At 64.9% G+C, this 16,948-nt stretch carries 14 protein-coding genes; 8 read left to right on the plus strand and 6 right to left on the minus strand.

Going from position 1 to position 16,948, the window contains the following annotated elements; translation table 11 throughout:
* The first annotated feature begins 221 nt into the window (after positions 1 to 221).
* Positions 222 to 2,474 carry a bifunctional diguanylate cyclase/phosphodiesterase gene (locus tag H8S34_RS07435; RefSeq protein WP_101691647.1) on the plus strand — a complete coding sequence of 751 codons (2,253 nt, stop codon included), beginning with the start codon at positions 222 to 224 and terminating at the stop codon, positions 2,472 to 2,474.
* A gap of 50 nt (positions 2,475 to 2,524) precedes the next feature.
* On the opposite strand, the gene H8S34_RS07440 is transcribed toward H8S34_RS07435, so the two are convergent.
* From H8S34_RS07440 to hemW, 4 genes are all read right to left on the minus strand, one after another.
* Positions 2,525 to 3,331, minus strand: coding sequence for a Cof-type HAD-IIB family hydrolase (locus H8S34_RS07440; RefSeq protein WP_101691646.1), 807 nt, complete (start codon positions 3,329 to 3,331; stop codon positions 2,525 to 2,527).
* A gap of 32 nt (positions 3,332 to 3,363) precedes the next feature.
* Entirely contained in the window at positions 3,364 to 3,903 is a 540-nt protein-coding gene (locus tag H8S34_RS07445) for a TraX family protein (protein WP_494545930.1), read from the minus strand.
* 173 nt (positions 3,904 to 4,076) lie between these two features.
* Positions 4,077 to 7,169: a phosphodiester glycosidase family protein gene (locus H8S34_RS07450; protein ID WP_186963515.1), complete on the minus strand. Its 3,093-nt coding sequence runs from the start codon at positions 7,167 to 7,169 to the stop codon at positions 4,077 to 4,079.
* 181 nt (positions 7,170 to 7,350) lie between these two features.
* On the minus strand, positions 7,351 to 8,562 hold the full coding sequence (hemW, locus tag H8S34_RS07455; protein WP_186963517.1) for a radical SAM family heme chaperone HemW: 1,212 nt from the start codon (positions 8,560 to 8,562) through the stop codon (positions 7,351 to 7,353).
* A gap of 197 nt (positions 8,563 to 8,759) precedes the next feature.
* Here hemW and H8S34_RS07460 point away from each other — a divergent pair, with 197 nt between their 5' ends.
* From H8S34_RS07460 to H8S34_RS07475, 4 genes are read left to right on the plus strand one after another with little or no spacing between them, the layout of a single operon-like run.
* Positions 8,760 to 9,704: an RluA family pseudouridine synthase gene (locus H8S34_RS07460; RefSeq protein ID WP_186963519.1), complete on the plus strand. Its 945-nt coding sequence runs from the start codon at positions 8,760 to 8,762 to the stop codon at positions 9,702 to 9,704.
* Between the two features lie 37 nt (positions 9,705 to 9,741).
* Positions 9,742 to 10,791, plus strand: coding sequence for an A/G-specific adenine glycosylase (mutY, locus tag H8S34_RS07465; RefSeq protein WP_101691641.1), 1,050 nt, complete (start codon positions 9,742 to 9,744; stop codon positions 10,789 to 10,791).
* A 23-nt stretch (positions 10,792 to 10,814) separates the two neighbouring features.
* On the plus strand, positions 10,815 to 12,179 hold the full coding sequence (locus tag H8S34_RS07470; RefSeq protein ID WP_186963520.1) for an aldehyde dehydrogenase: 1,365 nt from the start codon (positions 10,815 to 10,817) through the stop codon (positions 12,177 to 12,179).
* A gap of 45 nt (positions 12,180 to 12,224) precedes the next feature.
* Positions 12,225 to 12,794, plus strand: coding sequence for a thymidine kinase (locus H8S34_RS07475; protein WP_101691638.1), 570 nt, complete (start codon positions 12,225 to 12,227; stop codon positions 12,792 to 12,794).
* On the opposite strand, the gene H8S34_RS07480 is transcribed toward H8S34_RS07475, so the two are convergent.
* A complete protein-coding gene (locus H8S34_RS07480) occupies positions 12,780 to 12,962 on the minus strand; it encodes a hypothetical protein (RefSeq protein WP_101691637.1) in 183 nt (60 codons plus the stop codon). The two genes, H8S34_RS07475 and H8S34_RS07480, sit on opposite strands and share 15 nt — an antisense overlap.
* Positions 12,963 to 13,041: 79 nt before the next feature.
* On the opposite strand from H8S34_RS07480, the gene H8S34_RS07485 reads away from it, so the two are divergent.
* The 3 genes from H8S34_RS07485 to H8S34_RS07495 all read left to right on the plus strand — a co-directional run bounded on the left by H8S34_RS07485 (position 13,042) and on the right by H8S34_RS07495 (position 15,649).
* A complete protein-coding gene (locus tag H8S34_RS07485; RefSeq protein ID WP_101691636.1) occupies positions 13,042 to 13,257 on the plus strand; it encodes a helix-turn-helix domain-containing protein in 216 nt (71 codons plus the stop codon).
* Positions 13,258 to 13,273: 16 nt separating this feature from the next.
* The gene (locus H8S34_RS07490) at positions 13,274 to 14,164 is read left to right on the plus strand and encodes a radical SAM protein (RefSeq protein WP_101691635.1); all 891 of its coding nucleotides are present in this window, start codon (positions 13,274 to 13,276) and stop codon (positions 14,162 to 14,164) included.
* Positions 14,165 to 14,230: 66 nt separating this feature from the next.
* Entirely contained in the window at positions 14,231 to 15,649 is a 1,419-nt protein-coding gene (locus H8S34_RS07495; protein WP_186963522.1) for an MATE family efflux transporter, read from the plus strand.
* Between the two features lie 329 nt (positions 15,650 to 15,978).
* Here the strand turns inward: H8S34_RS07495 and H8S34_RS07500 are convergent, their stop codons facing one another.
* Complete coding sequence (locus tag H8S34_RS07500; protein WP_186963524.1) at positions 15,979 to 16,932, minus strand: D-2-hydroxyacid dehydrogenase; 954 nt, start codon at positions 16,930 to 16,932, stop codon at positions 15,979 to 15,981.
* Between the last annotated feature and the right edge of the window lie 16 nt (positions 16,933 to 16,948).

The raw sequence follows: 16,948 nt of genomic DNA on the forward strand, positions 1-16,948 counted from the left end.
TCATCAGACGCATTTCAGCAGGGAAAGTTCCACTTATTTCAAATTATATCCGCTCTCCATATAAAAAGCAACCTGCCCGGGTCATTTTGTCCAAAAGGCCGTTCCTTCGACCGGAAAATACACGGTTGCGGCCGCCTATCTTCCTGTGATAAAATAAAATGCATATGTAACCACTTTGCGGTGCAAAAAACCACCTCATCCTATGGATCAGGAGGCTGTATATGAAGGATATTTCCGACAAATCCCGGACCTGGACCGCTGCCGCGCTGGTGCTGGTCTGTCTGGCCGTGATCGGATGTGCTACGGCCTATACGCTGCGTGTACTCCACCTGATGCGCTCGGATACCGACCAGTATCTCCTGGAAAATGCGAAGAACGCCGTTCTCACGGTGACCAGCCGGATCGAAGAGGATTTTTATAACCTGAACCTGGCGGCCGAGACCTGCGCCAACCTGTCGAACCGGGAGAATCGGCTGACCCACCTGCGCAATCTGGCCGGTGGGCAGACCCTGGACAAGCTGGCGCTGGCCGAGCCGGACGGGACGCTCTACCTCACCAACGGCAATTCGTTTTCCATGGCGGGAAACTCCATTGTGGAGCAGGCCCTCCAGGGCTCCGAAGTACTGGCGATCAGCCAGGAATTCTCCCTGGACGACCAGACCGAGTATCTGGTGTACGCCGTGCCCATCGTAGGCCACGACAATTCCATTCTGGGTGCTCTCATCTGGCGGGACACCCAGCGGTTTGTGACCCGCTGGTTCCCCCAGAACCAGTCCGACCGCATCACCATTGTAGAGTCTGACGGCTCCATCATTCTCTCGGAGCCGTGTGGCGAAAATGTCTTTGATCTTCTCTCCCGCACCGTGCCCGAGCGGGACTGTTCTCTGGATCAGCTTCGCTCCGACCTCTCCGAGGGCCGCCAGGGCATCTTTTACTATCACAACACGGTGGAGGAGGCGGCCATCACCTACTTCCCCCTTCCGTTCGGGAACTGGTTTTTGCTGCTGCGTACGCCGCTGGAGAGCATGAACCGCTCCCTCTCCCAGGCCATGCTGCTGGGAATCCTTCTGTGCTTCCTGCTGGGGGCGGCCTTCCTGCTGTTCCTGTACTTTTTCCGCCGGGCGCAGCAGCGGCATACCCAGCTGCTGGAGCAGCTGGCCTTCTCCGATCCCGTCACCGGGGGGGACAATGCCCTGCGCTTCTCCATGCGGGTGGAAAAGATCCTCCCGGAGGCCCCTCCCGCCTCCTATGTCCTGGTCAGCGCGGATATCCAGGCCTTTGGTCTGGTCAACCGGATTTTTGGAGAGCGCGCGGGGGACCGGGTCCTCTCCCACCTGTGCCGCTCCTTCCAGGACCGCCTCCAGCCCGGAGAGCTAGTGGCCCGGGACACCCAGGATCAATTCCTTCTCCTCCTTCACGCGGACCTTCCCGCCGCGCTGGAGGCCCGGCTGGAGGAGATGGCCCGCCATGTCAACCGCTTCAACGAGCACACGCCCACCCCCTACTACCTCCATCTCACCATCGGCCTGTGTCTGGTCAACGATCCGACCCATCCCCTCTCCGATCTGTTGGACCAGGCCAATCTGGCCCGGAAGCGGGCCCGGCAGCACTCCACAGACAAGCTCTCCACCTGTGCCTGGTACCGTCCGGAGGACCAGGAGCAGCGCCTGCGGGAGCAGAACATCTGCAATCAGATGGAGCGCGCGCTGGAGAACGGCGATTTCAAGATCTATCTCCAGCCCAAATTCTCCCTGGCCGGCCGCCGGGTGGTGGGGGCGGAGGCCCTGGTCCGCTGGCAGGACGGGGAGCAGGCCTTTTTCCGCCCGGACTCCTTTATCCCGTACTTTGAGCGCAACGGTTTTATCACCCGGCTGGACCGGTATATGTTTGAGCAGAGCTGTATCCAGCTGCGCCAGTGGCTGGACGCCGGGCTGGAGCCGGTGCCCATCTCGGTGAACTTCTCCCGTGCCAACCTGGCCGTGGGCACCCTGGCCGCCTATCAGGCCATCCAGGAGCGCTACGGCGTGCCCCCTTCCCTGTTGGAGTTTGAGCTCACCGAGACCATGATGGGGGAGAATCCCACCTTCTTCTCCGAGGTGGTGGAGGCCATGCATCAGATGGGCTTCCAGTGCTCCATCGACGACTTCGGCAGCGGCTACTCCACCCTCTATATGCTCCAGCAGGTCCAGGTGGACACCATCAAGCTGGACAAATCCCTCTTTGACGGGCTGCGTTCCCAGCCGGAATGTCCCCGCACCGCCATTGTGGTGGAGGCCGTCCTTCAGCTGGCCCGCCGCCTTGGCCTCAAGACAGTGGCCGAGGGGATCTCCACCCAGGAGCAGCTGGAATTTCTCAAGCACTATCCCTGCGACATGGTACAGGGATATTACTTCTCCCACCCCCTCCCTGCGGAGGAGTTCTGCCGGCGCTTCCTCCGCCCGGCCGACGCTCCGCCGGAAGTGGAAGCACCGTAAGCAAGCGGCCCGGGACGGAAAAACCGTCCCGGGCCCTTTCTGTTTTCTCCTCAATTTGCTTCCAGCAGGCGGTCAATGGCCCTTGCCACACCGTCCTCCCGGTTGCTGGCGGTGATCCGGCGCGCCAGGGCACGGATGGCCTCGGTGGCATTTCCCATGGCGATGGGCATTCCCACCGCCGTCAGCATGCCCCGGTCGTTGTCACTGTCCCCGATGGCGGCGCACTCCTCCAGCGCGATCCCCAGCCCTCCGGCCAGGGCAGCCAGGCCGGTCCCCTTGTCCACACCGGCGGGGACGATCTCAAAATTATAGGGTGCCGAGGAGGTCAGCTCCACATCGGCGTACTCTCCCAGCTCCGCCAGCAGGGGCGGGAAGGTCTCCGGCGCACCCTGGGCATAGATCTTGCTCAGGGGCAGCCCCTCCCGCTCCAGGACAGCGCCGGGGCTTCCCTCCACCCGCTTGCACCGGTGGAACCCGGCGCTGGGATAGGTGCGAAAAATCTCATCCCCCTTGGGATTGACCAGCAGCTCCTCCCCAGCGAAGAGCATAAGGCCCAGCTCCTCCCGCTCCAGCCGCTCCACCAGGGCCAATCCGGTCTCCCGGGGCATGTCCCACCGGCGGGTGTTGCGCCGCAGACCCAGATCGGCCAGGGCCGCGCCCCCCTGGCAGACCAGCACGCGGTCGCACCCGGCCTGGTCGGCCACATCCTCCGACTCCTGCCAGGAGCGGCCGGTGCACAGCACGACCTTCATCCCCGCCGCCCGGGCCCGGGCGATAGCCTCCCGATTGGCGGGACTCACCCGGCCGTCCGGACCGATCAGGGTCCCGTCAATATCCAGTGCGATGAGCCGATACATACCCCACGTCTCCTTTTCTCCGCTCCGTGCACTCAGGCCACGGCCAGCGCCAGCAGGCCGATCACCCAGAGATGCAGCGGGTAAAATCCATAAAACAGATATTTGGACGCCGCTGTTTTGGGTCCACGCTCCCCATTATAGAGCATCAGAAAGGGAATCGCCAGAACAAAGAGAAAATCGGAATTATATCCCAGCATGACCAGCGTCTCAAACCGGGTCGGATAGGGCACATAGGACAGCGCCAGCAGCACGGCCGAGCCGGCCAGCCACAGCCCGTTGCGCAGAGCGACCCGGTCCCGCAGGACGTAGGCCGTGAGCATAAAGGGCAGGACTATGATCCCTCCCTCTGCCAGAACGGCCCCCAGGACCAGGACGGCGGCCACACCGCCGATACACAGGACCTTTTTCCCCCGGTGCGGGGTGCTCCTCCCCTGCTCCAGGATGTTCAGCATCAAAATGCCCAGCGCCAGTGTGAAGAAAATGTTATTGGATATATACAGTCCCTTCGAAGCGCCCAGCATGTGATAGAGCGCATTTCCCGCCGCAGCGCGCAGCAGGGCCGATTGTAACAGGTCCGGTCATGCTCCGTCAACACACCCAAGGGAATCCATCGCTTTTCTTTATGAAAACGTAAGACATTCTCCCTCCACACGAAAAAACTGCCGCTCCCCGGAGTGTTCCGGAGAGCGGCAGTTTTGCTTCAGCTTCTCATGTTGGCGGCCTGATCCCACCCGGTCGGGAGGGCTCAGCGCATGGTATAGAGCATGGTGGCCACTTCGCCGCGGGTGATGGACTGATTGGGATTGAGCTTGTTGCCGTATCCCGACACCACGCCCTGACCCACCAGGATGCGGACATAGTCCAGGGCCCAGGCGGGCACGTCTCCCGCATCGGCCGCGGTGAGGGCGGGGGCCTCATACCCCTTGGCCTGGGTCCGGCCCAGAATGGTCATGACCTCCACACGGCTGATGTTGGCATTGGCGTTCAGGTAGAGCTTTCCGCCGCTCTCGCTGCCGCTGAGGATGCCCAGGCTGTACATGGCCTTGATCTCCCCCAGGGCCCAGGCGGGCGCCTGATCGGCGTCGGCAAAGGGCAGCTCCACATCGGCGTACTGCTCCAGATCCAGGTCCAGCCAGCGGGCCACCAGGGCGAAAAACTCACCCCGGGTGATGTTCCGGTCGGGGGCAAAGGTGAGGGGCTCGCCCGGTGCCCCGGTGCCGGAGGTCACGCCGGTATCATAGAGGTAGGTGGCATACTTGGCCGCCCAGTGTCCCGTCATATCGGTAAAGACATTGGCATGCGCTGCGTCGGGGGCGATGTCTGCCGAGGCCCGGGCCAGATTGCCGCTGGCGTCGCTGGCGGTCACGGTGACCCGGTGGGCCTTCCCATCCGAGGCGGGCAGGGTGGCACTCAGGCTGTTGGTGCTCTCGTTCCAGGTCACCTCCAGGGGCGTGCCGTCATAGGTGGCCTCCACGTTTTTGGCGTAAATGGTCTTATCCACATCGTCGGTGACGGTGGCGGTGAGCTGGCTGCCCGAGACCTTTACCGTCACATTGGGTGCGGCGTTGTCCTCCATCTGCTGGTTGGCGGTGGTCAGCTGGTCCACCCAGATGGTGCCCTGGCTCTGCGCTCCGCCGCCGTAGATGATGTTCAGTCCGCTCAGCGCGGTGGCGCCCTGCGGCAGCTCCACCGAGATCTTCTTCCAGCCGGTGAAGTCCAGTCCGGTGAGAACCACAGGCTCCACCGCAGCTCCCTCGCCGCTGCCCACGGTCACGCTGGCGGTCAGGCTGTTGCCCGAGCCGTCGCCGTAGACCCACAGGTCCAGTCTGCGCTCCCCGTCGGTGATGGGCAGGTTCACGCTCAGGGCGGCGGTACCGTTCTGGGCGGCGTCATAGTCCAGACGCACGCTCTGGCGGCCAAAGCGCACGTGCTCCAGTCCGGTCTCGGGAGAGGCGGTGACGGTCTCGCCGCTCACAAAGGCGGACAGGTCGCCCTCACAGTTCTCCAGGGGCAGGATGTGTCCGGCCACGCTGACGGGGATGCTCACGCTCTTCCCGCCGGCGCTCACGGTGAGGGTGCCGCTGGCTCCCTCGCTCCCGGCGGTAAAGACGCCGTTGGGGTCCACGGTGCCCACCGCCGGATCACAGGTCCAGGTGTAGCTGCTGTCCTGGGAGACCAGGGAGAGCTTCCGGTAGACCGCGTCGGCCTTCAGGTTGACCTGCTCTCTGGGCGCCACATTGAGGGAGGTCACAGACTTTCCGCTGCTCTCATTCCGCAGGGAGATGGAGTCGGGGGTCTTGACCACCGTCATGGTGGCGCTTCCCTCCGCCCCGCCGCCGCTGGCGGTGACCTGGGTGGTGCCGCTCTCACTGCCGGCGGTAAAGAGGCCGTCTGTGGTGACCAGTCCGTCCCCGTTCTGGATGAAATAGCTCACCGGTGTGGTGTCGCTCATGGGGTAGTAGGCGGTGTCCAGGGCCTGGGCGGAGAGCTGGATGCTGCTGCCCGCCAGGAGCATAGCGTCGCTGGGGGTCACATAGTAGGAGCCCAGGACTCCGGTGGCCGTCAGGGTGGTGGTGAGGAAAATGGCGGTGCTGTTGGCCCGCTGGGAGCCGCCCGAGGGCTTGTTCACCACGCCCAGGGTGCTCTCGCCGGGATAGGTGGCGCCCAGGGTGGTGGAGCCGCCGCCGTCCAGAGCCACTGCCTCCACGCAGCCCAGCTCGATCAGGCGCATGGCCACCTGCTCCAGCGTCGCGCCCACGCTGTACCCGGACTGGTCCCCGTCAATGGTGTAGAAGACGACGCTGCCGTCTGCCTTCAGACCGATGGCGGTGCGGGCCCGGCGGGTCTTGGCGTTGGGGTCGTTGATGAAGCTGGCGTAGTCCACCTGTCCGGCATTCACCAGGCGGCTGGGGGCGCCGGTGGCCTCCACCGCCTCGGTCCAGCGGGTGTCGCTGGTGGCAAAGTCCACCTCCACCGTGTCTCCGGCCTTGAGGGCCTTGAGGGGGGCGGTGGCCGCCTCGCCGCTCTTATTGTTGACCGTCAGGACATATTTCCCGCTGGGGATGGCGATGGAAGAGTTGGATTCCAGCACCTGGTCCACGGTGAAGGTCATGCGGCTCATGACCGCGGGGGCCTCCCGCCGGGTGAGGACCGCTCCGTCCTCCCGGGTGACGGTCTCGCCCACTCCGTCCAGCACCGGGGTGAGGATCACGTCCACGCCCGCGCTGGTGTTGTTGGTGGTGCTGCCGAAATCACTGTTGAGGAGCACATACCCGCCCGTATCGCTGCGCACCTTATTGAGGCCGCCGGCGATGTTGTAGGTCTGGCCCCCGAAGTTGGCCCGGACGGCGATCTTGGGCTGGCCGATGAAGGCCGTCCCGTCCTCCCGGAAGCCGATGCCGTAGTACCAGGAGCCGCCCCCCTGGGAGCTGTCGGCCGACGGGGTGGAGCGCAGGATGCCGTCGGTGATGATGACCCCCTCGGGCGCTCCGGTGGAGAAGGAGTAGTAGCCCCCGTTGATGCCGCCGACCACCCGTTTGCCCTGACTCTCCAGGGTCTTGGCCATGGTGGTGAGGGTCTCCCGGCTGGTGATGCTCTTGCCGTAGGCCATGGTGGGCCGCACGTCGGCGTTGGGGGTATAGGTCAGATAGTTCTCGGTGCGCAGGTCGGAATAGGTGTCGCTCCAGAAGATCTGGAAGTCCACGCCCGTCCCGGGAGAGAGTCCCACGCTGCCGCTGTGGATGTCATGTCCCAGCGCCACCGACGCAGAGGCCGCGGTACTCCCCACCATGACCAGGGCCATGGCCGCGGCGGCGGCGCGCTTGCTCCAAATGCTCATGTACAAAAAACCTCCTTGGCTGTTCACAGCCGGTCCAATCCCGATTCCTCACCGGCCGGAGAGACCCTCTCCGGCCAGGAAAAGGCGCCCGGGCAAACCGCTCCGGGCGCGCCAATACTTTGTTATGTTAACACATCGCCGCTCATTTGTAAACCGAAAGCCGTCTTTCTCCCCGATTTTCTCAGGATTGGCCCGGTTCCGTGTCCCGGACGTTCCGGCGCAGGCGGGGGAGCAGGGTGTCCAGGGCCGCCTTCTCCTGGATCTCCAGCAGGGCGCCGATGAGCTGGTTGGACACCAGGAACCCCTGGGGCGTAAAGTACCACCGCCGGTCCTGCCGGGCGGCCCAGCCACGGCGCTCGTACTCCTCCAGCTTCTGCTCGATGGGGTCGAAGTTCATAAAATACTCCCGCCGGTACTCCCACTCCTCAATGCCCCGGGTGGTGCGCAGGCGGAGCATCAGATACTCCCCGCCCCGCTCCCGCTGGGGGATGAGCTCGGACTCGTCCACGATGTTCCCGCCGTGGAGCACCCCCTCGATATAGGCGTCCAGGTCGCGCACGAAGGAGTAGCGCCGTCCTCCGAAGTCGGAGTGGGCCCCCGGCCCGAAGCCGATGTAGGGCCGTCCCATCCAGTATTTCAGGTTGTGCCGGGACTGGAAGCCGGGCCGGGCGAAATTGGAGATCTCATACTGCTTGTATCCGGCCTTGGCCAGCCGCTCCACCATCCACAGGTACATGTCGGCCTGCATGTCGTCGTCGGGGAGGATCTCCCCCCGCTCCACCCGGGTGTAGAGGGGTGTCCCCTCCTCCACCTTCAGGCCGTAGCAGGAGAGGTGCTCCGGCTCCAGGGCCAGGGCGCTCTCCACGCTCTCCTTCCAGGCCTCCATGCTCTGGTGGGGCAGGCCGTAGATGAAATCCAGGCTCACATTTTTGATCTTGGCCTCCCGGGCGGCCTGGACCGCGGCCTTGGCCTGGGCAAAGGTGTGGGGCCGGTGGAGCCCCTCCAAGTCCCGGTCGCAGCAGGACTGCACCCCCAGGGAGATGCGGTTGACCCCCGCCCGGCGCAGGCGGCAGAGCATCTTCTTCTCCACGCTGTCGGGATTGCACTCCACAGTGACCTCGGCGTCCCGGGCCACGTCAAACCGGCGGCAGACCTCGCCCAGCAGCTCCCGCAGGCGCTTCTCGCCGTAGTAGCTGGGGGTGCCTCCGCCAAAATAGATGGTATCGACCTGATGGCCTCGGGCCAGAGGGGCCGTCTCCCGGATGTGGGCAATCAGCGCCTTCTGATAGTCGTCCATCCGCCCCTCCCGTCCGGCCAGGGAGTAAAAGTCGCAGTAGTCACATTTGCTGCGGCAGAAGGGGATGTGGATATAGATTCCGAGTTTTCCAGCCATACAGGTACACCTTCCGATCAGGGTCTTTCTATTTTCTATATTTTTTTATTATACCCTGTTTCTCCCCAGTTGAAAAGCGTTTCCAGCTTCTTCCGTATCCGGCGGGGCGGCGGACTTGACTTTTCCGCCCCCCCTGCTATACTTCATATACCTGCTCCCGCCCGGCCGGGAGCCCTTTGCACACAGGAGGAATCGGCATGGAAGATCATTCTCCCCGGCGGCTCACCCTCACCGTCTCCCCCGCCCAGGAGGGGAGCACCGTGGACACCCTGCTGCGGCGGACTCTGGGCCTGTCGGGCACCTCGGTGAAGCGGGCCAAGCGCGTGCCCGGCGGCATCCAGCTGGACGGCGTGCCCGTCTTTGTCACGGTCCGGGCCCGCTCCGGGCAGCAGCTCTCCGTCCTGGTGGGGGACACCGAGGGGGATGAGACCCTCGTCCCCACCCCCGGCCCCCTGGACATCCGCTATGAGGATGCGGACATCCTCCTCCTCAACAAGGCCCCCGGGGTGGCGGTCCACCCCAGCCCGGACCACTTTGACCATACGCTGGGTAATTTTGTGGCCTATTATTACAAAACGTCGGGACAGATCGCCCGGTTTCGCCCGGTCAACCGGCTGGACCGGGGGACCTCCGGCCTCATGTGCGTGGCCAAGCACGCCCACGCCCACGAGCTTCTCAAGGAGCAGCTCCACACTCCCGCTTTCCGCCGGGTCTACCTGGCTGTATGCGAGGGGTGCCCCCCATCCGACCGGGGACTGGTGGATGCCCCCATCGGCCGGGCGGAGGACTCCCTCCTCCGGCGGGAGGTCCGCCCCGACGGCGCCCCCGCCCGCACCCGGTATGAGGTGCTCTCCCGGGGAGAGGGGCGGAGTCTGGTACGCCTGGAGCTGGAGACCGGGCGCACCCACCAGATCCGGCTCCACATGGCCCACCTGGGCTGTCCGCTGACGGGGGACTTTCTCTACGGCCGGGAGGACCCCCACCTCATCCCCCGTCCCGCCCTCCACTCCTGGCTTCTCTCCCTGCGCCACCCCATCACCGGGGACGTGCTGGAACGGACGGCCCCCCTGCCCCCGGACCTGCTCCGTCTGCTGGAGATTTCTTCCCTCTCTCCCTCTCTTGAAGGCCCGGAGCGGGTATGATAGAATAAGGGGCAAACTCTTTCCCCGGAGGACAATCGTGAATCAACTTGAACAGCTTCCCATCCCTCTGCTCCAGTGGTTTCAGGAGCACGCCCGGGTGCTCCCCTGGCGCAGCGATCCCACCCCCTACCACGTGTGGATCTCGGAGATCATGCTCCAGCAGACCCGGGTGGCGGCGGTGCTGGACTACTACCGCCGTTTTCTGGACGCCCTCCCCACCGTGGCCCATCTGGCTGCCGTGGAGGAGGATACCCTTCTCAAGCTCTGGCAGGGACTGGGCTACTATAACCGGGCCCGCAACCTCCAGAAGGCCGCCCGGCAGATCATGGAGGAGTTCGGCGGGGTCTTTCCCGCCTCCTATGAGGAGATCCTCTCCCTGGCCGGGGTGGGGGAGTATACGGCGGGGGCCATTTCCTCCATCGCCTTCGGCATCCCGGTCCCCGCGGTGGACGGCAACGTCCTGCGTGTGGTGGCCCGGATTACCGGTGACCGGGGGGACATTCTGAACGCCGCTACCAAGGCCCGGATGCGCGCCGCCCTGCTGGAGACCATGCCCAAACAGTTCCCGGGGGCCTACAACCAGGCCCTCATGGAGCTGGGCGCCCTGGTGTGCCTGCCCAACGGCGCGCCCCTGTGCGAGCAGTGCCCCGCCGCTTCCTTCTGCACCGCCTATCAGGAGGGGCTCACCGGTGAGCTCCCGGTCAAGGCCCCCAAGAAGGCCCGCCGGGTAGAGAAACGGACCGTGTTTCTCCTTTTCCACGGCGGCAGGGTGGCCCTCCGCCGCCGCCCCAAGCGGGGCCTGCTGGCGGGACTCTGGGAGTACCCCAACGAGGTGGAGGCCGGCCCCGCCGCCCTGGAGGCCTGGGGCATCACTCCCCGCACGCTGGAAGCGGGGGGCGCGGGAAAGCACATCTTCTCCCACATCGAGTGGCACATGCATGCCCTGTTGGCCGAGACGGCGGACGACACCCTCCCCGACGGCTGGGTCTGGGCCGACGGGCGGGAGCTGGAGGAGGTCTATGCCATCCCCAACGCCTTCCAGGCCTTCTCAGATACCGTATCCGCCCGGCTGCGTTCCTCCCTCTGACATCACACACCAAAGGAGCGACTATGAATTTTACCGCCTTGATCGCCGCCCAGCGGCGCTACTTCAACGAGGGCCTGACCCGGAGCATCTCCTTCCGCCGGGAAATGCTCCTGCGCCTGAAACGAGGCCTGGAGAAACATGAGGATGCCCTCCTCTCCGCTCTGGAGCAGGACCTGGGCAAGTCCCGCTTTGAGGCCTACGAGACCGAGCTGGGCATCGTCCGCTCCGAGCTCCGGGACGCCTGGAAGCACCTGGAGAAATGGGCCCGCCCCTGCCGGGTGCCCACCCCCCTCTCCCAGTTCCCCGCCGTCAGCCGGGTCTACCGTGAGCCCTTCGGGGTGGCCCTCATCCTCTCGCCCTGGAACTACCCCCTCCAGCTCACCCTGGTCCCCCTCATCTCCGCCCTGGCAGCGGGGTGCACTGCGGTGGTGAAGCCCTCGGCCTATGCCCCCGCCACCTCCCAGGCAGTGGCCGACCTGCTGGGGGAGGTCTTTGAGGAGCGCTATGTGGCCTGCGTCCAGGGCGGCCGGGCCGAGAACGCCGCCCTGCTGGAGGAGCACTTCGACTTCATCTTCTTCACCGGCAGCACCGAGGTGGGGCGCACCGTCATGGCCGCCGCCGCCCGGCATCTGACCCCCGTGGCCCTGGAGCTGGGGGGCAAGTCCCCCGTCATTCTGGCCCACGACGCCGATCTGGACCTGGCGGCCCGGCGCATCGTGTGGGGCAAGTTCCTCAACGCGGGCCAGACCTGTGTGGCCCCCGACCATGTGTGGGTCCCCGCCGAGGCCAGGGACTTTTTTGTGGAGAAGCTCAAGACCTGTATCACCCGCTTTTACGGGGAGCGGCCCCTGGAGAGCCCCGACCTTCCCCGCATCATCAACGACAAGCACTTCGAGCGTCTGCTGGGCCTCTTAAAGTCGGGAACCACCGCCTGCGGCGGCGCCTGGGACGCCTCTTCCCGGCGCATCGAGCCCACCGTCCTGGTGGATGTCACCGAGGACATGCCGGTCATGGGGGAGGAGATCTTCGGCCCCATCCTGCCGGTGCTCACCTATGAGGATCTGGACGCGCTCGTCCTCCACCTGCAGAGCAAACCCCGGCCCCTGGCTCTGTACCTCTTCACCCGCAACCACTACCGGATGGACCGCATCAGCGCCCTGCTCCCCTTCGGCGGCGGATGCGTCAACGATACCATCGTCCACCTGGCCAACGGCAACCTGCCCTTCGGCGGCATCGGGGAGAGCGGCATGGGCCGCTGCCACGGGGAGTGGGGCTACCGCACCTTCTCCCACGAGAAGGGCATCCTGCGCAAGTTCTCACTGGACATTCCGGTGCGCTACCCGCCCCACAAGGGCAAGAGCCTGAGCACACTCAAGAAACTCATGTGATCATATCAGAACCTATACAGAGAAAAACGGGGGAATGGAACGACCATGGCAAAGCTGTATTTTCGCTACGGCGTGATGGGGTCCAGCAAGACCGCCAACGCCCTGATGGTGCGCTATAATTACGAGGAGCGGGGGCAGGACGCCCTCCTGGTCAAGCCTGAGCTGGACCAGCGGGACGGGGCCCGCTTCGTGGCCTCCCGGGCGGGACTGAGCCATCCGTGCATCTATTTTACCGACCTGATGAAAAAGACCCCGGAGGAGCTCAAGGCCTACGCCTGTATCATCGTGGACGAGGCCCAGTTCCTCACCCGGGAGGAGGTGCGCTACCTCACCGACCTGGTGGATGAGCAGAACATCCCGGTCATCTGCTACGGCCTGCGGGCCGACTTCAAGGGGGACCTCTTCCCCGGCTCTCAGGAGCTGCTCTCCTGCGCCGACATCATCGAGGAGATCAAGACCATCTGCTGGTGCGGCAAAAAGGCCACCTGCAACGCCCGCTTTGACGAGCACGGCAACGTCCTCAAGGAGGGGGAACAGGTGGTGCTGGGGGCCAACGACCGGTACATCGGCCTGTGCCGCAAGCACTGGAAAGAGGGCAATCTAGGGCCGAAGTAACTCCCCGGCGGTGCTCTCCAGCATGAGGAGTACCCCCAGCCGGAATCCCTCTTCAAAGGCGTAGCGGCTGTGTCCGGCCACGGGGTTGTCCCGCAGCTCCTCCGGCCAGCGCTCCGGCTTGGGATAGCCCACAAAATAGTCGTAGAGTAAGTTAATCATCAGCGACATATTTATCCCTCCACAATATACAGTCAACTGTGTATTGTGATTTTAACACACAGTTAACTGTGCGTCAAGGAGGCCGCATATGTTTTCACAGCGGATTCGTCAGCTCCGCCAGGAACGGGGACTGACGCAGACTGAAGTGGCAGAGGAAGTTCACCTCTCCATGCGGGGATATCAGGACCTGGAATTGGGCCGAAAGCCAAAATATGATACCCTCCTCCACATCGCGGATTTTTACGGCGTGTCAGTGGACTGGCTGATGGGCCGCACCCCGCGCCGGGAGGTCTGGAAGGAATGAGAAAGGAAGGACCGCCATGATCTGCAATCTCTGTCCCCGGAAGTGCGCCGCACTGCGCACCGACACCCGCGGGGAGGGACGCTGCGGCATGCCCTCCCTTCCCGTGGTGGCCCGGGCCGCCCTCCACCAGTGGGAGGAGCCGCCCCTCTCGGGCACCCGTGGGGCGGGCACCGTCTTTTTCTCGGGCTGCCCGCTGGGGTGTGTGTTCTGCCAGAACGAGTCCATCAGCCACGAGAACTTCGGCCGCCCCATCTCGGTGGAGCGGCTGCGCGCCATCTTTCAGGAGCTCATCGGCCAGGGTGCCCACAACATCGACCTGGTGAATCCCACCCACTTTGCCCACGCGGTGCTCCAGGCCCTGGAGGAGCCCCTGCCCGTGCCGGTGGTGTGGAACTCGGGGGGGTATGACGCGCCGGAGACCCTCCGCGCCCTGGAGGGGAAGGTGGACATCTACCTCCCCGACCTCAAGTACCTCCGCCCCGAGACGGCGGCGCGCTACTCCGACGCCCCCGACTATCCGGAGGTGGCCTGTGCCGCCATTCTGGAGATGTACCGCCAGACCGGCCCCTGTGTCTATGACGAAGAGGGCCTGCTCCGGCGGGGGGTCATCATCCGCCATCTGGTCCTCCCGGGGCGGCTCAGTGAGGCCAAGGCCGTCATGGACTGGGTGGCCGAGCACTTTGAACCCGGTCAGGTCCTCTTCTCCCTCATGAGTCAGTACATCCCCTGGGGCCGGGCGGCGGAGTTCCCCGAGATCAACCGGAAGCTGCGCCCCTCTGAGGCCCGCAGCGCCCGGCAGTACATGGATGCCCTGGGTCTTTCGGGCTTTACCCAGGAGGACTCCTCCGCTGCGAGTACCTTCATCCCCTCCTTCGATCTCATCGGGGTGGAGAAGCCTGCCCTCTGATTTTCCCGCAATTTCCGAAAACGTTTCGTATATTCGACTTTATTTTCAACTGTTAGGAGTGAATTTATGGCCCTGAGTCGTTTCGGCTCCAACCCGCGTATGAAGGTCATGTGGCATCTCTCTTGGCCTGCCATCATCGAGCAGGTGCTGGCCACCATGGTCAGCTATGTGGACACCGCCATGGTGGGCGTGCTGGGCGCGGCGGCCACCGCCTCGGTCTCGGTGAACGCCTCCTCCATCTGGCTCATCAACGGCATTCTGGCCGGGATCGGGGTGGGCTATTCGGTGCAGGTCTCCAACGCCATCGGCGCGGAGGACGACGCGCGGGCCCGGCGCATCATCCGGCAGGGCATCCTGGCCACGGTGGTATGTGGTATGGCCGCCCTGCTTCTCTTCCAGCTGCTGGCCCCCTTCATTCCGGTCTGGCTGGGCGCGGAGCCCTCTGTCCGTCCCACCGCCACCGCCTATCTGCGCTGGTACACCCTCTGTATGCCCTTCGCCGCGGCCAGTGCCATTTTCTCGGCCATCCTGCGCTGCATGGGCAACACCAAGACCCCGCTGATCTTCAACTTCTCGGCCAACCTCATCAACCTGATTCTCAACTTCTTCCTCATCTATGAGACGCGCACCGTCACCGTGGGCGGATTCTCCCTCACGGTCCCCGGTGCGGGACTGGGGGTGGCCGGAGCGGCCATTGCCTCGGCGGTGGCCTGGGCCTTTGCCGGGTCCATGCTGCTCTACGTGGGCATCCGCCAGGGCCCCCGCTTCCAGGTCCGGTTCCGGGAGGGCTTCCGGCCCGACAGCAGCATCATCCAGATGGCCCTCCACCTGGGCCTCCCCTCCGCCCTGGAGCGTGCCACCATCAACCTGGGCCAGATCGTCATGACCGCCCTGGTGGCCTCCATCGGCACGGTGGCCCTGGCGGCCAACCAGATCGCCACCACCGCCGAGGGCCTGTGCTATCTCCCGGCCTACGGTATCTCCTACGCCAGTGTGGCCCTGGTGGGCCAGTCGGTGGGGGCCCGCTCGGCGGAGAACGCCCGGGCCTACGGCTCCCTCTCAGCCAAGGTGGCCCTGGTGCTCTGCACCGGCCTGGCCGTCCTGCTCTTCCTCTTCGCCCCGGCCCTGGCCTCCCTCTTCAACTCCGATCCCCAGGTGGTGGAGCAGTCCGCCCTGATGCTGCGCATCGTCTGCTTCGCCGAGCCCTTCTTCGCCCTGTCCATCGTGCTCTCCAGCAACCTGCGGGGCGCCCACGATGTGCGCTATCCCATGGTGGTGGGGCTCATCTGCATGTGGGGCGTGCGCATCGTCCTGGCCCCCATTCTGGTGATCTACGGCAAGCTGGGCCTGGCCGGCGTGTGGATTGCCATGAGCGTGGACCTGATCCTCCGGGGCTTCCTGTGCACCCACCGCTGGCACAGCGGAAAGTGGGTCCATATCGCCGGACTGGACGCCCAGCCCGCGGTCCACACCACGCCCTCCTGATGTGGATAAAAAGAAAAACACCGCCCGTCTCCTGTTGTGAAGAGACGAGCGGTCTGGCTGTCGATAACGTGTATTTCTGCGCTTTGTGCTGCAAGCGCCTCGCAGAGTTCCGCCGTCCGCAGACGGCGGAAGAAGGTCAAATCGTGTTTTCCGGCGGCATGTACGTCGGAAAACACACTTCTCAGGCCACAAGTGTGCGAGCGAAAGCGAGTGCGCGCAGCGGCCTGTATCCCCTCGAAAAAATGCTTGCATTTTTGAGAAGCGTGTCGAAGTTTTTCGACACGCTAACCGCCCGTCTCCTGCTGCACATGAGGAGACGGGCGGTATTTTTATTTCATCCGGTTGCGGAGCGGTTCTCCGGCCAGATAGCGGCGCAGGTTGTCCAGCGCGATTTCCACCAGCCGGTCCCGGATGGCGGGAAGGTGATCGCCCCCCGCCACGTGGGGGGTGATGAGGCAGTGCTCGGCCCGCCACAGGGGATGGTCCTCGGGCAGGGGCTCCGGGGAAGTCACATCCAGGCCGGCCCCCCAGAGGTGTCCCTCCTCCAGGGCCTGGGCCAGGGCGTCGCAGTCCACGGCGCTCCCCCGTCCGGCGTTGAGGAGGATGGCGTCCTCCTTCATCCGCCCGATGCGGGCCCGGTCCATGAGCCGGTCGGTCTCCGGGCTGTGGGGGAGGACCAGGGCCACCACGTCCGCCTTGGGCAGCCACTCGTCCAGCGCGGACAGGGGGTGCATCTCGTCGATGCCCTCCGCCCCCCGCTCGGGGGAGCGGCGCAGGCCCACGGTATGTGCCCCCATCCCCTTGACCAGCCGGGCAAAGGCGGAGCCGATGTCCCCGGTGCCCGCCACCAGTACGGTGGCTCCCGCCAGGGTCTTGACCTCTCCCAGCGGGGCCCAGCAGTGCCGGTTCTGGGTGTCCCGGTACTGGTGCAGGCGCTTGCACAGGGCCAGAAGGGTGGCGAACATATGCTCGGACACCGCCTGCCCGTAGGCCCCCACGGCAGAGGTGAGCATGGCCCCCTCCCGCAGCACCCCCTCCTTCAGATAGGGGTCCACCCCGGCGCTCCAGGTCTGGAGCCAGCGGAGCTGTCCGGCCTTTGCCACCCGGTCCGTGGGGGCACAGCCCAGAATGACGGTGGCCCGGGCATACTCCTCCTCGGGGGCCTCGGGGGAAAAGCGGGTGGCCGCCACCGGGCGGAAGATCTGTTCTACGCCGGGCGCGGCCGCTGCAAAGGCCGCGCGCTCCTCCCCGGTCAGGGGCAGAAAATTCAAAATCGTTTCCATGACGGGACCTCCTCCC

The sequence above is a fragment of the Pseudoflavonifractor hominis genome, assembly GCF_014288125.1.
GTDB lineage: Bacteria > Bacillota > Clostridia > Oscillospirales > Oscillospiraceae > Pseudoflavonifractor_A > Pseudoflavonifractor_A gallinarum.